General features: G+C 48.8%; 15 protein-coding genes. 10 read left to right on the top strand and 5 right to left on the bottom strand.

Annotated features, from left to right (window positions below):
* Positions 1–33: 33 nt before the first annotated feature.
* From BMW43_RS03910 to BMW43_RS03900, 3 genes are all read left to right on the top strand, one after another.
* A complete protein-coding gene (locus tag BMW43_RS03910) occupies positions 34–336 on the top strand; it encodes a transposase (RefSeq protein ID WP_091744099.1) in 303 nt (100 codons plus the stop codon).
* A gap of 187 nt (positions 337–523) precedes the next feature.
* Entirely contained in the window at positions 524–1,030 is a 507-nt protein-coding gene (locus BMW43_RS03905; RefSeq protein WP_091744098.1) for a hypothetical protein, read from the top strand.
* A gap of 277 nt (positions 1,031–1,307) precedes the next feature.
* Complete coding sequence (locus BMW43_RS03900; RefSeq protein ID WP_091744097.1) at positions 1,308–1,784, top strand: GNAT family N-acetyltransferase; 477 nt, start codon at positions 1,308–1,310, stop codon at positions 1,782–1,784.
* A gap of 250 nt (positions 1,785–2,034) precedes the next feature.
* On the opposite strand, the gene BMW43_RS21005 is transcribed toward BMW43_RS03900, so the two are convergent.
* Together BMW43_RS21005 and BMW43_RS03895 are read right to left on the bottom strand one after the other, a co-directional pair.
* Positions 2,035–2,172, bottom strand: a complete 138-nt coding sequence (locus BMW43_RS21005) for a hypothetical protein (protein WP_177173455.1) — start codon at positions 2,170–2,172, stop codon at positions 2,035–2,037.
* Between the two features lie 83 nt (positions 2,173–2,255).
* Positions 2,256–2,552: a hypothetical protein gene (locus tag BMW43_RS03895; RefSeq protein WP_091744096.1), complete on the bottom strand. Its 297-nt coding sequence runs from the start codon at positions 2,550–2,552 to the stop codon at positions 2,256–2,258.
* A 431-nt stretch (positions 2,553–2,983) separates the two neighbouring features.
* Between BMW43_RS03895 and BMW43_RS03890 the strand changes: the two genes are divergently transcribed.
* The 6 genes from BMW43_RS03890 to BMW43_RS03865 all read left to right on the top strand — a co-directional run bounded on the left by BMW43_RS03890 (position 2,984) and on the right by BMW43_RS03865 (position 11,114).
* Positions 2,984–4,021 (top strand): zinc-dependent dehydrogenase, encoded by a 1,038-nt coding sequence (locus BMW43_RS03890; protein ID WP_091744095.1) that lies wholly within the window; start codon positions 2,984–2,986, stop codon positions 4,019–4,021.
* Positions 4,022–4,034: 13 nt separating this feature from the next.
* Positions 4,035–4,940, top strand: a complete 906-nt coding sequence (locus BMW43_RS03885) for a class II fructose-bisphosphate aldolase (protein ID WP_091744094.1) — start codon at positions 4,035–4,037, stop codon at positions 4,938–4,940.
* A gap of 29 nt (positions 4,941–4,969) precedes the next feature.
* Positions 4,970–5,950 (top strand): sugar-binding transcriptional regulator, encoded by a 981-nt coding sequence (locus tag BMW43_RS03880; protein WP_091744093.1) that lies wholly within the window; start codon positions 4,970–4,972, stop codon positions 5,948–5,950.
* 199 nt (positions 5,951–6,149) lie between these two features.
* A complete protein-coding gene (locus tag BMW43_RS03875) occupies positions 6,150–6,998 on the top strand; it encodes a PRD domain-containing protein (protein ID WP_091744092.1) in 849 nt (282 codons plus the stop codon).
* 194 nt (positions 6,999–7,192) lie between these two features.
* Positions 7,193–9,226, top strand: a complete 2,034-nt coding sequence (gene ptsG, locus BMW43_RS03870; protein ID WP_091744091.1) for a glucose-specific PTS transporter subunit IIBC — start codon at positions 7,193–7,195, stop codon at positions 9,224–9,226.
* A gap of 106 nt (positions 9,227–9,332) precedes the next feature.
* Positions 9,333–11,114 (top strand): PTS transporter subunit EIIC, encoded by a 1,782-nt coding sequence (locus BMW43_RS03865; RefSeq protein WP_245732224.1) that lies wholly within the window; start codon positions 9,333–9,335, stop codon positions 11,112–11,114.
* A gap of 36 nt (positions 11,115–11,150) precedes the next feature.
* Here BMW43_RS03865 and BMW43_RS03860 read toward each other — a convergent pair whose 3' ends face one another.
* Positions 11,151–12,083 carry a substrate-binding domain-containing protein gene (locus BMW43_RS03860; protein WP_091744236.1) on the bottom strand — a complete coding sequence of 311 codons (933 nt, stop codon included), beginning with the start codon at positions 12,081–12,083 and terminating at the stop codon, positions 11,151–11,153.
* Between the two features lie 229 nt (positions 12,084–12,312).
* Here BMW43_RS03860 and BMW43_RS03855 point away from each other — a divergent pair, with 229 nt between their 5' ends.
* Complete coding sequence (locus tag BMW43_RS03855) at positions 12,313–12,516, top strand: TOBE domain-containing protein (RefSeq protein WP_091744089.1); 204 nt, start codon at positions 12,313–12,315, stop codon at positions 12,514–12,516.
* A 98-nt stretch (positions 12,517–12,614) separates the two neighbouring features.
* Here the strand turns inward: BMW43_RS03855 and BMW43_RS03850 are convergent, their stop codons facing one another.
* The gene (locus BMW43_RS03850; protein ID WP_091744088.1) at positions 12,615–13,757 is read right to left on the bottom strand and encodes a hypothetical protein; all 1,143 of its coding nucleotides are present in this window, start codon (positions 13,755–13,757) and stop codon (positions 12,615–12,617) included.
* Between the two features lie 37 nt (positions 13,758–13,794).
* Entirely contained in the window at positions 13,795–14,508 is a 714-nt protein-coding gene (locus BMW43_RS03845) for an ATP-binding cassette domain-containing protein (protein ID WP_091744087.1), read from the bottom strand.
* Positions 14,509–14,520 lie beyond the last annotated feature (12 nt).

Below are 14,520 nucleotides of genomic sequence, written 5' to 3'. Positions count from 1 at the left end.
GAGGTTTCTTTGACGGACCAGGAATCTCGTCTTATGAGCGTTAACAATATGGGGTTTGAAGTAGCCTATAATATGCAAACGGCTGTTGATGCAAAAAATCACCTGATTGTTGCCGTTGATGTGATCAATAATCCGGCAGATCAAGGGCAACTTTATCCTATGGCTGAGCAAGCTAAACAAGAACTTGAAACGACGGAAATTATCGTGTTGGCCGATAAAGGATACTATACCGGAGAATGCCTGAAGAACTGTGAAGAGAATGAAATCATAGCTATCGTATCCAAACAAAATCCGCCCTCAACAACAGAGGGACAAATAGGGACGGCCCTTTTTTGACATATATATTATTACCAAATAAGATTTTAATGTAACAGGCAGGATAAATTAAACTGCAGAAGAAAGTTGATGTAGAATACTAAAGTATATTGCATGGTGCAATAACAAAAAAGTTGTCAAATAAGGAACGTCCCCTGGCGTCCCTATGAAACCGTTCCCAAAGTTTAAGTCCCGGAGGATTGTAGTAATGGCAAAAGTGATGGATTCGCGAATAGAAGAGATCAGACTTGGTTTTAAACCTGATATAGTGAGAGTTTTGTTAGTTGGGGAATCCGCGCCAGTAGCCGGCACATTTTTTTATACCGGTGATTCACTTTGCAAGTACACCCAAACTGCTTTTGCCAATGTATTTCCGGCGATGCGGGCGAAAAGATGGCAAGAATTTCTCAGCTTCTTTCAGCAAAGCGGATTCTATCTTGATGACTTGTGTCTAATACCTGTAAACGGAATGGATAAAGCGAGCAGACAGCAGAATTTAATAAATAGTATTCCTTCTCTTGCGTTACGGATAGAGAAATACGCGCCTTCCCATATTATTATTCTGCTTAAAGGAATTGAAAAATACGTATTACAGGCAGTCAACTTATCTGGTGTTAGGGCCCACCTATATACCGTTCCGTTTGGCGGCATGGGTCATCAAAATAAATATATTGATGAGATGTCTACGATAATAAGTGCCTTAATCAAGCCCTAAGGCAATGTTTGAGTGGAGGCTGGCATGAATAGAAAAAACATAAACCCAATACCTAGTTTAATCCGCGAGATTTACTCTCTTACAGGTAAATGGATAGTTAGAGGACGTCAGACTGTGCGAAAACAAATTCCCATAATTCTCATTTGCCATTTAGATATTAAAATAGGCACTAATATTGAATTGAGAGACAAAAAAAACAGCAGAATGTCGCTGAGCAAGTGCTTCTGTACCCAGGTATGCCCTACAAATGCCAATAAGGATAAAAGGAGGTATATTGATGAATATAATAAAGGCAGAACAACAAGACTTGCAAGAAATACTTAACTTACAGTACCTTGCGTATCAAAGCGAAGCGAAACTGTTTAGTAATCCAAATATCCCGCCGCTTACGCAAACATTGCAACAATTGCAGCAAGAATATGAGAAGGGTATTATTCTCAAAGCAGTAGATGCAGATAACGTGATTGTTGGATCGGTTCGTGCATATTTCCAAAATGATACACTGTATATTGGTAAGCTGATGGTTCGCCCCGATTTACAGGGACAAGGGGTGGGAACGAGGCTGCTTTCAGAACTAGAATGTAAATATCCCTCCAAGCGATATGAATTATTTACAAGTTCTAAAAGCGAACGAAATATTAAACTGTATAAGCGGCTCGGATATGTGGTTTTCAATCATAAAGATATATCAGATGGATTGACGTTTGTTTATTTACAAAAAGAAGCATACTTACCGAATCATTTTCGGGAATGAGTATTTCGACATCGAGGGGGCAGGTTCTTAGGAACCTGCCTTTCGGATTTCCTGCCTACAAGAAACTGTCTTAATTTCTTATTGAGGCCCCCTTTTACAAAGAAAAACCAAGGTCAGCTTCGTTGGTGACCTTGGTTTAGGGAGAGGGTTATTGTGTATTTGGCTATATGTAGGTGGACAGTCATAGTATTACCCTAAAGATACAGAATATACACAGTATAATATAAATTTTAGCGCCAATTGCATAAGCTTATGCTTTGGCAGGAGGAACGGCAGGCTGGTTCTGGTTGTTATTTTCCCGGGCGGACTTTTGATTGGCGTAGTGCTTGGGATCGCCTGAAGTTACTTTAGAAGAATTTCCTTTGATAGTTTCCTTGATGATGGTCAATAAGATCACCTCCCGGTATTATTTTATCCAACCAGGAAAAGAAAAAACGGCCAGCCGGAGGCTGACCGCAATATAATAGTAATTTAATTAGAGATATTGTTTACTTTGTTTGAACAGGTGGAAGATTTCTTGTCATTGTCCTGTTTTTTAGGCGGCGATGGTTTTTTATCTTCTAATTTGCATTTGTCGGAATGTTTATGATGTTTTTTGCAATTCGGGTCGTTGGAATGATTCGGATTGGGACATTGCTGTTCCTGAGCCGGTAGATTGGTGGCAGGAAGCTCTGTTTGCGGAGAAGCATACACCGACATGGCACCGACGCCGTATACCATTGCTAAACCTAATACCAAAGACATGACCTTTTTATTTTTATTCAACAAACGAAAAACCCCTTTCTTATGTACCGGTTAGTTTTGGAAACTGTTGATGTGCTTGTTACATCGCTGTTCCTGTGGCACATATATAGCTTACTGAATTAGTTTTAATTTTTCTTTAATTTGGTTATGGTAAATTCCGGCGTAATCAACGGAAGATAAGAAGATACTAGGCCCAGGGAATGTTTTCAAACTATCCGAGACGCCCCTGACAGCGCTTTTTGTACCATACTTTGTTAACGTGTTTTGAAATAGGGGCTGCCTGCGGGTAAAATGTGGCTTTGTCTGGCGCAAAAATCACTCGCTATGAACATTTTATTGGTTTGAAAATACGTCTTAGCATTGACAAGGGTGCAGTTTTCTTGTAGAGTAAGAGTGTAATCACAAATGATATTTATTGATCACAAATGTGAAAAGATAATTAGGGGGATGACAACATGAGAGCAGCCGTATATTATGGTCCGAAGGATATCCGTATTGAAGAGCGAGCCATACCGGAGATTGGCAAGGGTGATATATTGGTCCGGGTAAAATACTGTGCGATTTGCGGTACCGATGTGAGAATTTATAATTTTGGCCAGGCCAATGTGACGCCGCCACGGATTACCGGTCATGAGCTGACAGGCGTTATTGAAAAAATGGGCGATGAAGTGGAAAATTACCAGATTGGCGACAAGATCTGTCTGGTTCCGATTATGCCTTGCGGGACCTGTGAATACTGCCTGAAAGGCAAGAGCAACCTCTGCGACAATATCGCCACCTTTGGCTACAATCTGGACGGAGGGTTTGCCGAGTATATCAAAATTCCCGAACGGGCAGTGAAAAGCGGCAATGTAATTAAATTGGCGGAAGATGCCGACCTGTTGGGCACTAGCATTACCGAACCGTTATCCTGCGTCATCAACGGCCAGGAATACTTGAATATCGGGCTTGGTGATACGGTGCTGGTTATTGGCGCGGGAACGATCGGGGCCATGCATGTGTCGCTGGCTAGGGCACGGGGAGCAGCTAAAGTTATTCTGGCCGATATTGGGCAGGCCCGTTTGGAACTGGCCGGCAAGTGCGGCGCCGATCATTTGATTAATTCCAAAGAGTGTGATCTAATAGAAGAAGTGAAAAAACTTACCAACGGCAAGGGCGTTGATGTTGCTATTACGGCCTGCTCCGTGCCGGTGGCACAGGCACAGGCGCTGCAGGCTGTCCGGAAGGCCGGGAAGGTCAGCTTCTTTGCGGGACTGCCGAAAGATGCGGCGATCAATGCGCTGGACATGAATATTATCCACTATAAAGAAGTTTCGGTATTTGGCGCTTACGGTTCAAGCATCGCCCAGAATATCAAGGGATATCAACTGCTAGCTAATAAAATTGTCGATGCCGACAAGATTATAACCAACGTGCTGCCGTTGGAACAGCTGATCGACGGCTTTGAAATGGTTAAAAAAGGTGAAGGCTTAAAAATAGCCATCAAATTATAAGGAGTGACATGGGATGCTAGTCAATACCAGACAAATGCTCAACATGGCCAAAAAGAATAAATATGCGATTGCCCAGCCTAATGCCTGGGATTCCCACAGCCTGCGGGCGATTATCCGGGCCAGTCAGGAGAGCCGCTGCCCGGTTATTCTTGGCTTGGCGGAAGTGCATTTCGGTTACTTAAGTCCGGAGGAAGTGGCCCACATGGTGTCCTTCTATGCCGGCAAGACCGATGTTCCGGTGGCGCTCCATCTGGATCACGGCGCCAGCTATAACGCTATTGTCCGGGCGATTCGGGCCGGGTTTACCTCGGTGATGATTGATGCCTCGCAACTGGCGTTTGAAGAAAATATCAAGGTTACGGCGGAGATTGTCAAAATGGCCCATGCCGTTGATGTGACGGTGGAAGCCGAACTGGGCCATGTCGGCGTTGGCCTCGAATACGAAAAGATTGATGCTGTGGCCAAGGATCTCTTTACCAAGCCGGGGCAGGCCCGGGAGTTTGTCACAAGAACAGGGGTTGACAGCCTGGCGGTTGCTATCGGTACTGCCCATGGCGAGTATAAGGGAGAACCGCGGCTCGATCTGGAGCGGCTGGTGGAAATTGCCAGTGCTGTCGAAGTACCCCTGGTGTTGCATGGTGGCTCCGGTACCGGTGACGAACGGCTGGAGTCGGCCATCCGCTGTGGCATCAGCAAGGTTAATATTTTCACCGATCTGACCAAGGCGGCTGCGGCTGAAACCCGCCTTGTCCCACCGTCTGTCAGCTATCCTGATGAAGGCATGCTGGGAGAAGAGGCTGTGATTGAGTGCCTGCAGCATTATTTTCGCGTATTCGGCTGTGTAAATCGCGCCGCTGATACCAGCTATGAACAGAAATTTACCATGTGCACTGATTTTGCCGCCGGCGGTTCGGCCTGATACCAGGAAATAGGGAGCTATAGAATTGTATGGATGAATGGGAAAAAGACCGGCTTTCGGTGAAAGTAGCCAGCATGTATTATGCGGACAATCTGACACAGGATGAAATCTCCCGTAAACTCGGCATTCACCGGACAACGATCAGCCGGCTGATTAAGACAGCCAGGCAGGAAGGGTTGATCACGATTACGGTCCGGGATGATCTGAAACCGTATTATGCCCTGGAAAACAAGCTGGAAACGTTGTTTGGTCTAAAAGAGGTGTATATCGTATCATCCCAGCGGGTCCAAGAGGATTCGGAACGGCAGGCGCTGGGTAAAACCTGTGCCGAACTGTTGGCCCGTATTGTCCAGGACGGTGATACCATCGGGATTAGCTGGGGCAGTACCATGAAAGAGGTGGCCAATGCTCTGAAACCGTCGCCCAACCAACGGCCGACGCAGAGCCAGATTGTGGCCCTGTGCGGTGGTCCGGGCAATCTGGAAAGCGACAATCATGTCAACTCGATTGTCGGGAAAGTGAGCCAGGCCTTTAAGGCCAAGCCGTATTACTTTTATGCACCGATTATTACTTCCAAGCGGGAAACCAAGGAGGCCATTCTGCAGGATGACAGTTGTGTAACAGTCACCAATCTGTGGCATAAGGTTCGGATTGCCGTCGTCGGCATTGGGGCTTTTTCCGAGTCCAGTTCGGTGCTGTCCACCGGGTATATTACGCCGCAGGAACAGGAAGCACTGGGGCGGGCCGGTGCCGCCGGCGACATCTGTTCGCGGTTCTATGACCTGGCAGGGCGGCGCATTCAGTTGGATTTGGCCGACCGGACGATCAGCATTGATCTGGATATTCTGAAAGGCCTGGATTACTCGATTGCGGTAGCCGGAGGAGCTCACAAGGTGCCGGCGATTCTGGGAGCGCTACGCGGGCGGTTTATCAATGTGCTGATTACCACGGAGGAGACGGCCCGGCTGCTGCTGGAAGCCGCCAACGAAACGGTGGAAACTGCGGAGTAAGCCGGATGTGGTGAGGCAATTTGAAAAAGAAAAGAATGCTACTTGCCAGACGGAAGCGGATATGCTATATTTATTCCTAGAGTAGATAACTGGCGTGTTACGGTAACGGCATTAGCCAGTAAGGATAAGCGGGGAAGGGAAACCTGACTCAGATTATTCTTACTGGCTATTCCCTTTTATAAGCAGGGAGGAGTCATCATTGTCTACGATACAGGGACCATTTTCGGTACAGCGGGTTTTGAGCAACAATGCGGTAATTGCCAATACTGTAAATGGTCAGGATGTCATTTTACTCGGTAAAGGGATGGGATTTGGCCGCAAGACTGGCGATTTACTGACCAATCCGAAATATGAGAAAATTTATGTGGTCCCGGCAGGAGTAGCGGAGCAGCAGGCACTCAATTTGATTGAACAGGTTGATCCGGCAGTGATCCGGATTACCGAAGAGATTATCGAACTGGCAAAACAGCGTCTTGGCCAGGCTTTGCATCCCCGGGTATATGTAGCTCTGACCGACCATATCAATTTTACCCTCATTCGTTTGGCCCAGGGGATGGAAATAAAAAATCCGTTCATTTCCGAGATTGAAGCACTGTATCCTGACGAATTCCAGGTGGCTCAGCAGGGGGCCGGGCTATTGGCTGAGAAGCTGCAGGTAATCATTCCCCGTGAGGAAATTGGTTTTATTGCCCTCCATCTGCATGCCGCCAGGCACAACCGTTCCGTCAGTGAAAGTTTGAAGTATTCCCAGATTATCAATAAGGTGCTGCAGCATATTGAGAAAAAGACCGGTTCCCTGCAGGAGCAGGGCAGCCTGAATTACACGAGGCTGCTGACTCATTTGCAAAGCTGTATTCACAGGCTGGTTACCTTAACAACCATTGAGAATCCTTTCGTGGAGCAATTGAAGCGGGATTTTGCCGAGTCCTACGAGTTGGCCTGCCAGGTCGGCGAGATGATCGGGCAAGAGTTGAAGCTTAAGGTGCCTGAGGCCGAAATCGGGTATCTGACCATCCATTTGGAGCGGCTCCGCAGTAAATTCGGCTGAAATAAGTGCATAAGGTACAACGTGTTACTGGTAAAGCAGGCATGAGTTGATAGCGAGGACCAAATAGTTGTCCTCACTACGGCTCATGCTTTTTTATTTTCCTTTAAGGAGGTGACTGTGCCGCATGGCAGGGCAAGTCTGTTACTGGCAGGTTATCCAACAATAATAGATAATGATTTGAGAGGAGAACTATTATGTTAAAAAAATCTTTCGGTGTTTTACAACAGGTAGGTAAATCGTTAATGCTGCCTGTAGCGTTGCTGCCAGCGGCAGGGTTGCTGCTGGCCTTCGGCAACGCATTTCAGAATCCGGCGGCCATTAGTCTGCTGCCGATGCTGGACAATCAGGTGATTCATGCGTTGGCCAAGGTTATGGAGCAGGCCGGCGGGGTTATTTTCGGCAATCTTTCCTTACTGTTTGCGGTAGGCGTGGCTGTCGGCCTGTCCGGCGGCGAGGGCGTTGCCGGGCTGGCGGCTATTGTCGGCTTCCTGATTATGAACGTGACCATGGGACTGGTGGCCGGCATTACGCCGGATATGATTGCCGGCAATCCGGCCTATAGCAGTGTACTAGGCATACCGACCCTGCAAACCGGTGTGTTTGGCGGTATTATTGTCGGTATCTTGGCGGCTCAGGCGTACAAACGGTTTTATACCATTGAATTACCTTCCTATCTTGGTTTTTTTGCCGGTAAGCGGTTTGTGCCCATTGTTACCGCAGCGGCGGCTCTGATCCTGGGTATTGTGATGACCTTTGTGTGGCCGCCAATTCAATTGGGCTTAACGCTGTTCTCTCGCAATATGATTGATTCCAACAAGACATTGGCAGCTTTTATTTTCGGCGTTATTGAGCGGGCTCTGATTCCTTTCGGCCTTCATCATATCTTCTACAATCCGTTCTGGTATCAATTCGGTGAATATGTCAGCAAGAGCGGGCAAATTGTAAACGGTGACCAGAGTATCTTCTTTGCTCAGTTAAAGGATGGCGTTGCTTTTACCGCCGGTACATTTATGACCGGTAAATTCCCTTTCATGATGTTTGGCCTGCCGGCAGCGGCGCTGGCCATTTATCATGAAGCCAAACCGGAAAAGAAAATCGCTGTGGCCGGTATTATGGCTTCGGCCGCGCTGACTTCCTTCCTGACAGGCATTACCGAACCGATTGAATTTTCTTTCCTGTTTGTGGCACCGGCTTTGTTCGGGATTCACACCCTGTTTGCCGGACTGTCCTTTATGCTGATGCATATTTTAAATGTAAAAATCGGTATGACCTTCTCCGGTGGTGTTATTGACTATTTGCTGTTTGGCGTCATCCCCAACCGCACTGACTGGTGGCTGGTTATCCCGGTAGGTCTGGTGTTCTCGGCTATTTATTATTTCGGTTTCCGTTTTGCCATCCGCACCTGGGATTTAAAAACTCCGGGGCGTGAAGATGACAGCGAGGCAGAAGCAGGCAATGAACAGGGAGCGTCGGGCAGCCTGGCGGCCGATGTGCTGGCTGCGTTGGGAGGCAAAGGTAATCTGACTCACCTGGATGCCTGCATTACCCGGCTGCGGGTCAGTGTAAAGGATATTGGTGCGGTAAAGAAAGACCGCTTAAAAGGACTTGGCGCTGCCGGTGTCATGGTCGTGGGCGACAATCTGCAGATTATCTTTGGACCTAAATCGGACATACTAAAAACACAGATTCAGGGTATCCTTTCCGGCAAGGAGGTAGCTGGCCAGGCACCGGCTGTACAGCAGGCAGCCGAAACGGCCGCCAGCACTGCTCCGGGTGTGATTGCTTCCTTCGTAGCTCCTTTGACCGGCAAGGTATTGCCGTTGACAGCAGTTCCCGATCAGGTATTTTCGCAAAAGATCGTAGGCGACGGCTTCGCCATTGAGCCGGTCAGCGGGGAAATTGCTTCGCCGGTTGACGGAACGGTGACCAGCATCCTGGACAGCAAGCATGCCGTGGGTATTACGGCGGACAGCGGGCTGGAATTGATTGTTCACTTTGGCATTGATACGGTGAATTTAAAAGGCGAAGGCTTTACTTCGTTGGTTAGTCAGGGCGACAGGGTGAAAGCCGGACAGCTCATCCTGAAAGCCGATCTGCCTGCTATTCAGGCTAAGGTACCTTCGGTCATTACGCCGGTGGTGTTTACCAACCTAGGTGAGGGTTCCATCGTGGTCGAAGCAGGGAAACAGGTGAAACGCGGCGAACGTATGCATGTAAAAATACAATAAGCCGAATTCATGCCATAAAGAATTTTTCAGCACAAGGGCATCAGAAGCTTTCTGATGCCCTTGTGTTCTGGTATGCCGCAATAGAGGAGAGGTTCCTTTGAAGAATATGTTCCAGTATTTGCAGCAAATTGGACGGTCTTTGATGCTGCCGGTGTCAGTTTTGCCGGCAGCCGGACTACTGTTGCGCTTTGGTGAGAAAGACTTGCTCCATATGCCTGCCGTTCGGGAGGCGGGAATGGCGGTATTTGCCAATCTGCCGCTCTTATTTGCGGTCGGGGTGGCGATTGGTTTTTCCGAAGGGCAGGCTGTTGCCGCTTTGGCGGCGGTTGTCGGCCATCTGATTTTTTTAGCGGTGCTCAAATCGGTCAATCCCGCCGTGGACATGGGCGTTTTTTCCGGTATTGCCATGGGGCTGATTGCTGCCGTTCTGTACCGGCGGTTTCACCGGATCAGGCTGCCGCAGGTACTGGGTTTTTTTGCCGGAAAGCGGTTTGTGCCGATTGTGACGGCGGTGGCGGGGGTGGTGATGGCGCTCTTACTGCAGATTGTCTGGCCCTTTATGCAAGCCGGCATTGATACTGTCGGCCATTGGGCCGTGAACTCCAGTGCCGGTCCGGCCCTGTTTGCCGCCGGCAAGCGGCTGCTCATTCCCATTGGTCTTCATCATGTCTATTATCCGGCGTTTCTCTATGAGTTCGGTCACTTCGTTACCAGCGACGGGACCTTGATCCGCGGTGACTTTAACCGCTATTTTGCCGGCGATCCCACGGCGGGCATTTTTATGGCCAGCGAATTCCCGATTATGATGTTTGGTTTACCGGCCGCCGCTTTGGCTATCTACTGTAATGCCCGGCCTGAGCGGCGCAAGGCGATTGGCGGCTTGATGGCCGGCGGTGCACTGACTTCTTTTTTGACAGGGATTACCGAGCCGATTGAGTTTACCTTTATTTTTGTGGCGCCGCCCTTATTTGTTTTTCATGTGCTCATGGCCGGTGTATCGGGGCTGTTGACCAGTTGGCTGGACATTCATCTGGGTTTTACTTTTTCAGCTTCTTTTATTGATTATCTGCTGTCCTATAAATATGGTCATCACCAGTTATGGCTGTGGCCGGTGGGGTTAAGTATTGGCCTTTTGTATTTTGCCGTATTTCATTTTTCCATCAATTACTTTCAGCTAAAGACGCCGGGGCGGGAAGAGGAGCCACTGCCTGAGCAGGAACTGGACGTACAGCAAACGGCGCGCCGGCTTTTACGGACCTTAGGCGGCAGAAATAATATTGCTGCGCTGGATGCCTGCATTTCCCGGTTGCGGGTAACGGTGCGGCGGCTCGAGGCCGTAAAGAAAGAGGAACTGGCTGGTTTGGGTGCTGTCGGGATTATGGATGTGGGGAATAATTTTCAATTTATTTTTGGTACCCAGTCGGACGGTATCCGGGAGGAGATGGCTGCCTTATGGGGCAGCATGGAAGAAGAACCGGTGGCGGAGCCTGCTTGCCCTGTTCTGCCGCCACAGGCAGGCAGCCGGGTTCATGCCCCTGTCAGTGGGCGGATTCTTTCCGGCAGTAGTGAGCGCATTGTAGCGATTTGTACGCAGGACCGCAGCGTGTTGTCTCCGGTAGACGGTAAAATAATACACAGCGAAGAGCCGGCTGCGTTGCTGTTGGATACCGGTGCTTTACAGCTAAACATCCGGGTGGAAGCTGGTCTCGCTGCTCCTGTCGTGACTGTGGGGCAGATTGTCAGCCAGGGACAGTCGATTCTTAACTTGGCAGCAGACGAAAGTATAGTAATCACTGGAGTGAACGGCGTTGACGGGAAAACGGTGGCTGTCACGCCGGCTGAAGAAGTAACCGCCGGTGAAGATGTAATCATGCAGGTGGATGGCTAACTGAGTAAAAGCCTGACTGTGCCAGTCAGGCTTTTTTTAGGTTTCGGCTATTATAGTGCCGGTTTGGGATATATCGTAGCCCCCCATACCGGCCAATTCATTATGGAAGCTTTTTGAACGTAAAATGGAAAGCAGTGTTTGGAATTGCGGCTTGACCATGTCTTCCTTGCGGATGACTAAATCATAGCGTTCCTTTTTTAAGGGGATAAAATCGACGGCAAGTACCTGAAGCGCCGCCTTTTCGATGCCCAGTCCGACATCGGCCTCTCCACGGCCTACACAACTGGCTACTGCCAAATGGCTCAACTCTTCATGGTTATAGCCGGCAATGGCGGCATGTTCGATGCCTGCCAGCCTAAGCTGTTCATCCAGCAGTACCCGGGCGCCGGCACCGTGCTCGCGGTTTACAAAACGGATACCTGTCCGGGCCAGGTCCTGCCAGGTATGGATTTGCTTCGGGTTGCCCTTGGTCACATAGAAGCCTTCCATACGGTGTACCAGATTGATAATCAGCGTACGGTGTCCTGGCAGCAGATGGCGGACATAAGGGAGATTGTAGCTGTCAGTATCACTATCCCAAAGATGAGCGGTAACCGCATTGGCCGTGCCACGGTAGAGCGACAGCAAGCCATCGACGCTGCCGATGTATTTCCGGAGAAACTGGATATGGGGCATTTCCCTTTCCAGGTGTTTGGTCAGGATGTCGAGAATAATATCCTGGCCGCAGAGAATTAGGCCGTCGTGAGCGGCAAAGGGGGCGTCGGGCGGATAGGGTTTTGCCGGTGCAGCGGCAGGCAGGCCTTTAGATTTATTAATATAAATCTCCAGATCCGGTGCCTCCACTCTAACCTTCCGGCCAATCCGGTAGGCGGTCAAATCGCCGCGTTTAATCATTTCGTACACGGTGAACCGTGATATTTTTAATATTTTTGCCACTTCTTCGGGGGTGTAAACCGTCGTTTCCGTCATGCTATCAACTCCATTCGATTGAAATAAACCGGCTTGCGGGTTTAGCCCGGTAGCTACTATAATATTACTATATTGGGAATTCTTTTTATCAGGAAACAGCTCCAACCGGCAGTGCATAGGCGGTGCTTAGCCGGGAGATACTTTCTCATAGGACCGCCAGGATACTCTACTAGTTTAGAGCATAGTGCTTTTCATATACTGTAAAAAAAGAGAAAAGGAGACGGGGTTTATGCAAATCAGCGGCAGAAACAAACTGCAGGCCACGGTGAAGGAAGTGGTGAGGGGAGAGGTGATGGCCAAGGTAGTTATGGATTATAAAGGAAATGAAATTGTGGCTGCCATTACGATGGATTCGATTAATGAGTTGGGCTTAAAGCCAGGCGATTCGGTGGCAGCTCTGGTAAAAGCCACCGATGTTATGGTTATAAAATGACAATTAGTTTTTATGGAGAAACGTACCGGAGCTTGGTTCCGGTACGTTTCTTTTATTTTACAATATGGAGGGTATTGTAAAAAGCAGGGTATTGAAATTTAGAAGGCTACGTCTACTTGCAGACGGTAGACATTGTCTTCAACTTGGGATTGTTTGGCAGCCGTACTGCCGTGACTTTGCGGATTATACTTCTCGTAGAAGAGACTGGCGGAAGTGTTTTTGGTTAGTTGCCGTTTGGCGGTAACGCCCCAGTAAGTATAGTCTCCGTACGCGATGCTTTTATAAGCGCTGGACAGGCCGTTATAGGAAGTTGTTCCTATGTAAGAGGAATAATCTAAAGCATATTGCTGGATATTGCGGTATTCCACGCTATATTGCATATCGCCCGGCTTTTTGGTGGCCGGTGTGCGGGCTATCAGTTTCCAGGCCTTATCATGGTCGTCGGCCAGACCCCAAATATACTCGGTACCGGTATACAGGTAGTTCTTAAACAATTTGGTATTGGCCGTTAAGGAATACCCGGTTTTAGTTCCGTTTTTTAATCCGGGATATTTAGTTAGATCGGTGCCGAATACGGAGGAATCGGTTGTGTACCACATGGCCCCCACATTTACTTTATCGATCGGAGTCGTAGCGGCGACGCCTTTCACGTTATAATTGGCGCCGTTGTCATTCCGGTCGTTGAGGTTGCCGTAAAAGGAAGTGAAATTCACCTTGCCCGATTTGTTTTGCAGTTTAACGCCCTGCAAGCCGGGATAGTTACGGGCCCGTCCGCCATCGGGGCGGTTGTCGGCAGCCGAGTAGCCCGCATCACCGATGTTGTGCCCGTCATCCATGCTGACCGCCAATCCTTCAAAGATAGTGAATTTCTGGCGCCCCATGGTAGCCGACCAGTCGGGTTGTTTGTAGGTCAGGCTGGCAATGTCAATTTGCACGTCGTCCGGTACAGTGGTGTACCCGGTTGTAGATTTTGGCCCTGTACTGAATAATGATTCACCTACCGTGATGCGGGTGTCAAAACGCCATTCGGGGCTGAATTTATAGCCGGCGTTTAAGCGTATACGGTACTTGCTGGCGTCAAAGTCATCCTTGTTAAAGTTGGCCTGCTTGTCGAAACGGAGCCGTACATCACCGCTGAAGGTCCAGGAGTCGCTGGCGGTATTGGCGGTAGCTGCAAAACCGGCGGCGGGGATGCCTGCCAAAGCAGATACAATTAGTCCTATTAATACATTTTTTCTCATAATGTCTCCTCCTCAATTACAGTGTAATCATTATTTATTAATAAAAGAATTGTAGGTTTGCAGCAGTGGAACCGGACGATGATCCATTGGCGTTGCGATGCCAGGATGGGGGCGGTTCGGGAACTTCATGTCCCTTTTGCAGGAACAAGACTTCGTTGCCCATGGCCAGGGCCTCTTCAGGCGAATGGGTAACCAAAATAAAGGGGATTTGCCAGATTTCCTGCAGCTTTTTCAGCTCGTCCTGCAATTCGTAACGGGTCTCGGCGTCCAGGGCGGATAAGGGTTCGTCCAACAAGAGAATTTCCGGCTCGGACATCAGAGCCCGGGCCAGGGCAACCCGCTGTTTTTCGCCGCCGGACAACTGATGAATGGTCCGGCCGGGCAGATGTTCGATTTTGAGCAAAGAAAGCAATTTCTGATAGAGGACATGGCTTTTGGGGGTAGGCTTTTTAACTCCGTACCAGATGTTGTTGCTGACATCCAGGTGGGGAAAGAGTGCCAGGTCCTGAAACATATAGGCCACGTTGCGGTGTCTGGGGGGTAAGAAGGTATGGGGCGCAGAACTGAAAAAGGTTTTATTGCGGAATACGATCTTCCCTTCGTCCGGCTTAAGCAATCCGGCAATGGAACGGAGAATCGTTGTTTTGCCACAGCCGGAAGGACCGAATAATACAAGAATTTTGTTTTCCATAGAAAACTGGATGCGCAGTGTGAAGTGCGATAATTTCTTAGTAATATCAACAGTAAGCATCAAAGTCATCCT

Origin of the sequence: Propionispora vibrioides, assembly GCF_900110485.1 — a bacterium.
In the GTDB taxonomy this organism is placed as follows: domain Bacteria; phylum Bacillota; class Negativicutes; order Propionisporales; family Propionisporaceae; genus Propionispora; species Propionispora vibrioides.
The sequence above is the reverse complement of the archived record's forward strand: the minus strand, read 5'-3'. Positions and strand labels throughout refer to the sequence as shown.

Excerpts from the sequence above, each read along its gene's own strand:
- BMW43_RS03910 (WP_091744099.1), top strand. The coding sequence starts at position 34 with ATGAGCGTTAACAATATGGGGTTTGAAGTAGCCTATAATATGCAAACG.
- BMW43_RS03905 (WP_091744098.1), top strand. The coding sequence starts at position 524 with ATGGCAAAAGTGATGGATTCGCGAATAGAAGAGATCAGACTTGGTTTT.
- BMW43_RS03900 (WP_091744097.1), top strand. The coding sequence starts at position 1,308 with ATGAATATAATAAAGGCAGAACAACAAGACTTGCAAGAAATACTTAAC.
- BMW43_RS03890 (WP_091744095.1), top strand. The coding sequence starts at position 2,984 with ATGAGAGCAGCCGTATATTATGGTCCGAAGGATATCCGTATTGAAGAG.
- BMW43_RS03885 (WP_091744094.1), top strand. The coding sequence starts at position 4,035 with ATGCTAGTCAATACCAGACAAATGCTCAACATGGCCAAAAAGAATAAA.
- BMW43_RS03880 (WP_091744093.1), top strand. The coding sequence starts at position 4,970 with ATGGATGAATGGGAAAAAGACCGGCTTTCGGTGAAAGTAGCCAGCATG.
- ptsG (WP_091744091.1), top strand. The coding sequence starts at position 7,193 with ATGTTAAAAAAATCTTTCGGTGTTTTACAACAGGTAGGTAAATCGTTA.
- BMW43_RS03865 (WP_245732224.1), top strand. The coding sequence starts at position 9,333 with ATGTTCCAGTATTTGCAGCAAATTGGACGGTCTTTGATGCTGCCGGTG.
- BMW43_RS03860 (WP_091744236.1), bottom strand. The coding sequence starts at position 12,083 with ATGACGGAAACGACGGTTTACACCCCCGAAGAAGTGGCAAAAATATTA.
- BMW43_RS03855 (WP_091744089.1), top strand. The coding sequence starts at position 12,313 with ATGCAAATCAGCGGCAGAAACAAACTGCAGGCCACGGTGAAGGAAGTG.
- BMW43_RS03850 (WP_091744088.1), bottom strand. The coding sequence starts at position 13,757 with ATGAGAAAAAATGTATTAATAGGACTAATTGTATCTGCTTTGGCAGGC.
- BMW43_RS03845 (WP_091744087.1), bottom strand. The coding sequence starts at position 14,508 with ATGCTTACTGTTGATATTACTAAGAAATTATCGCACTTCACACTGCGC.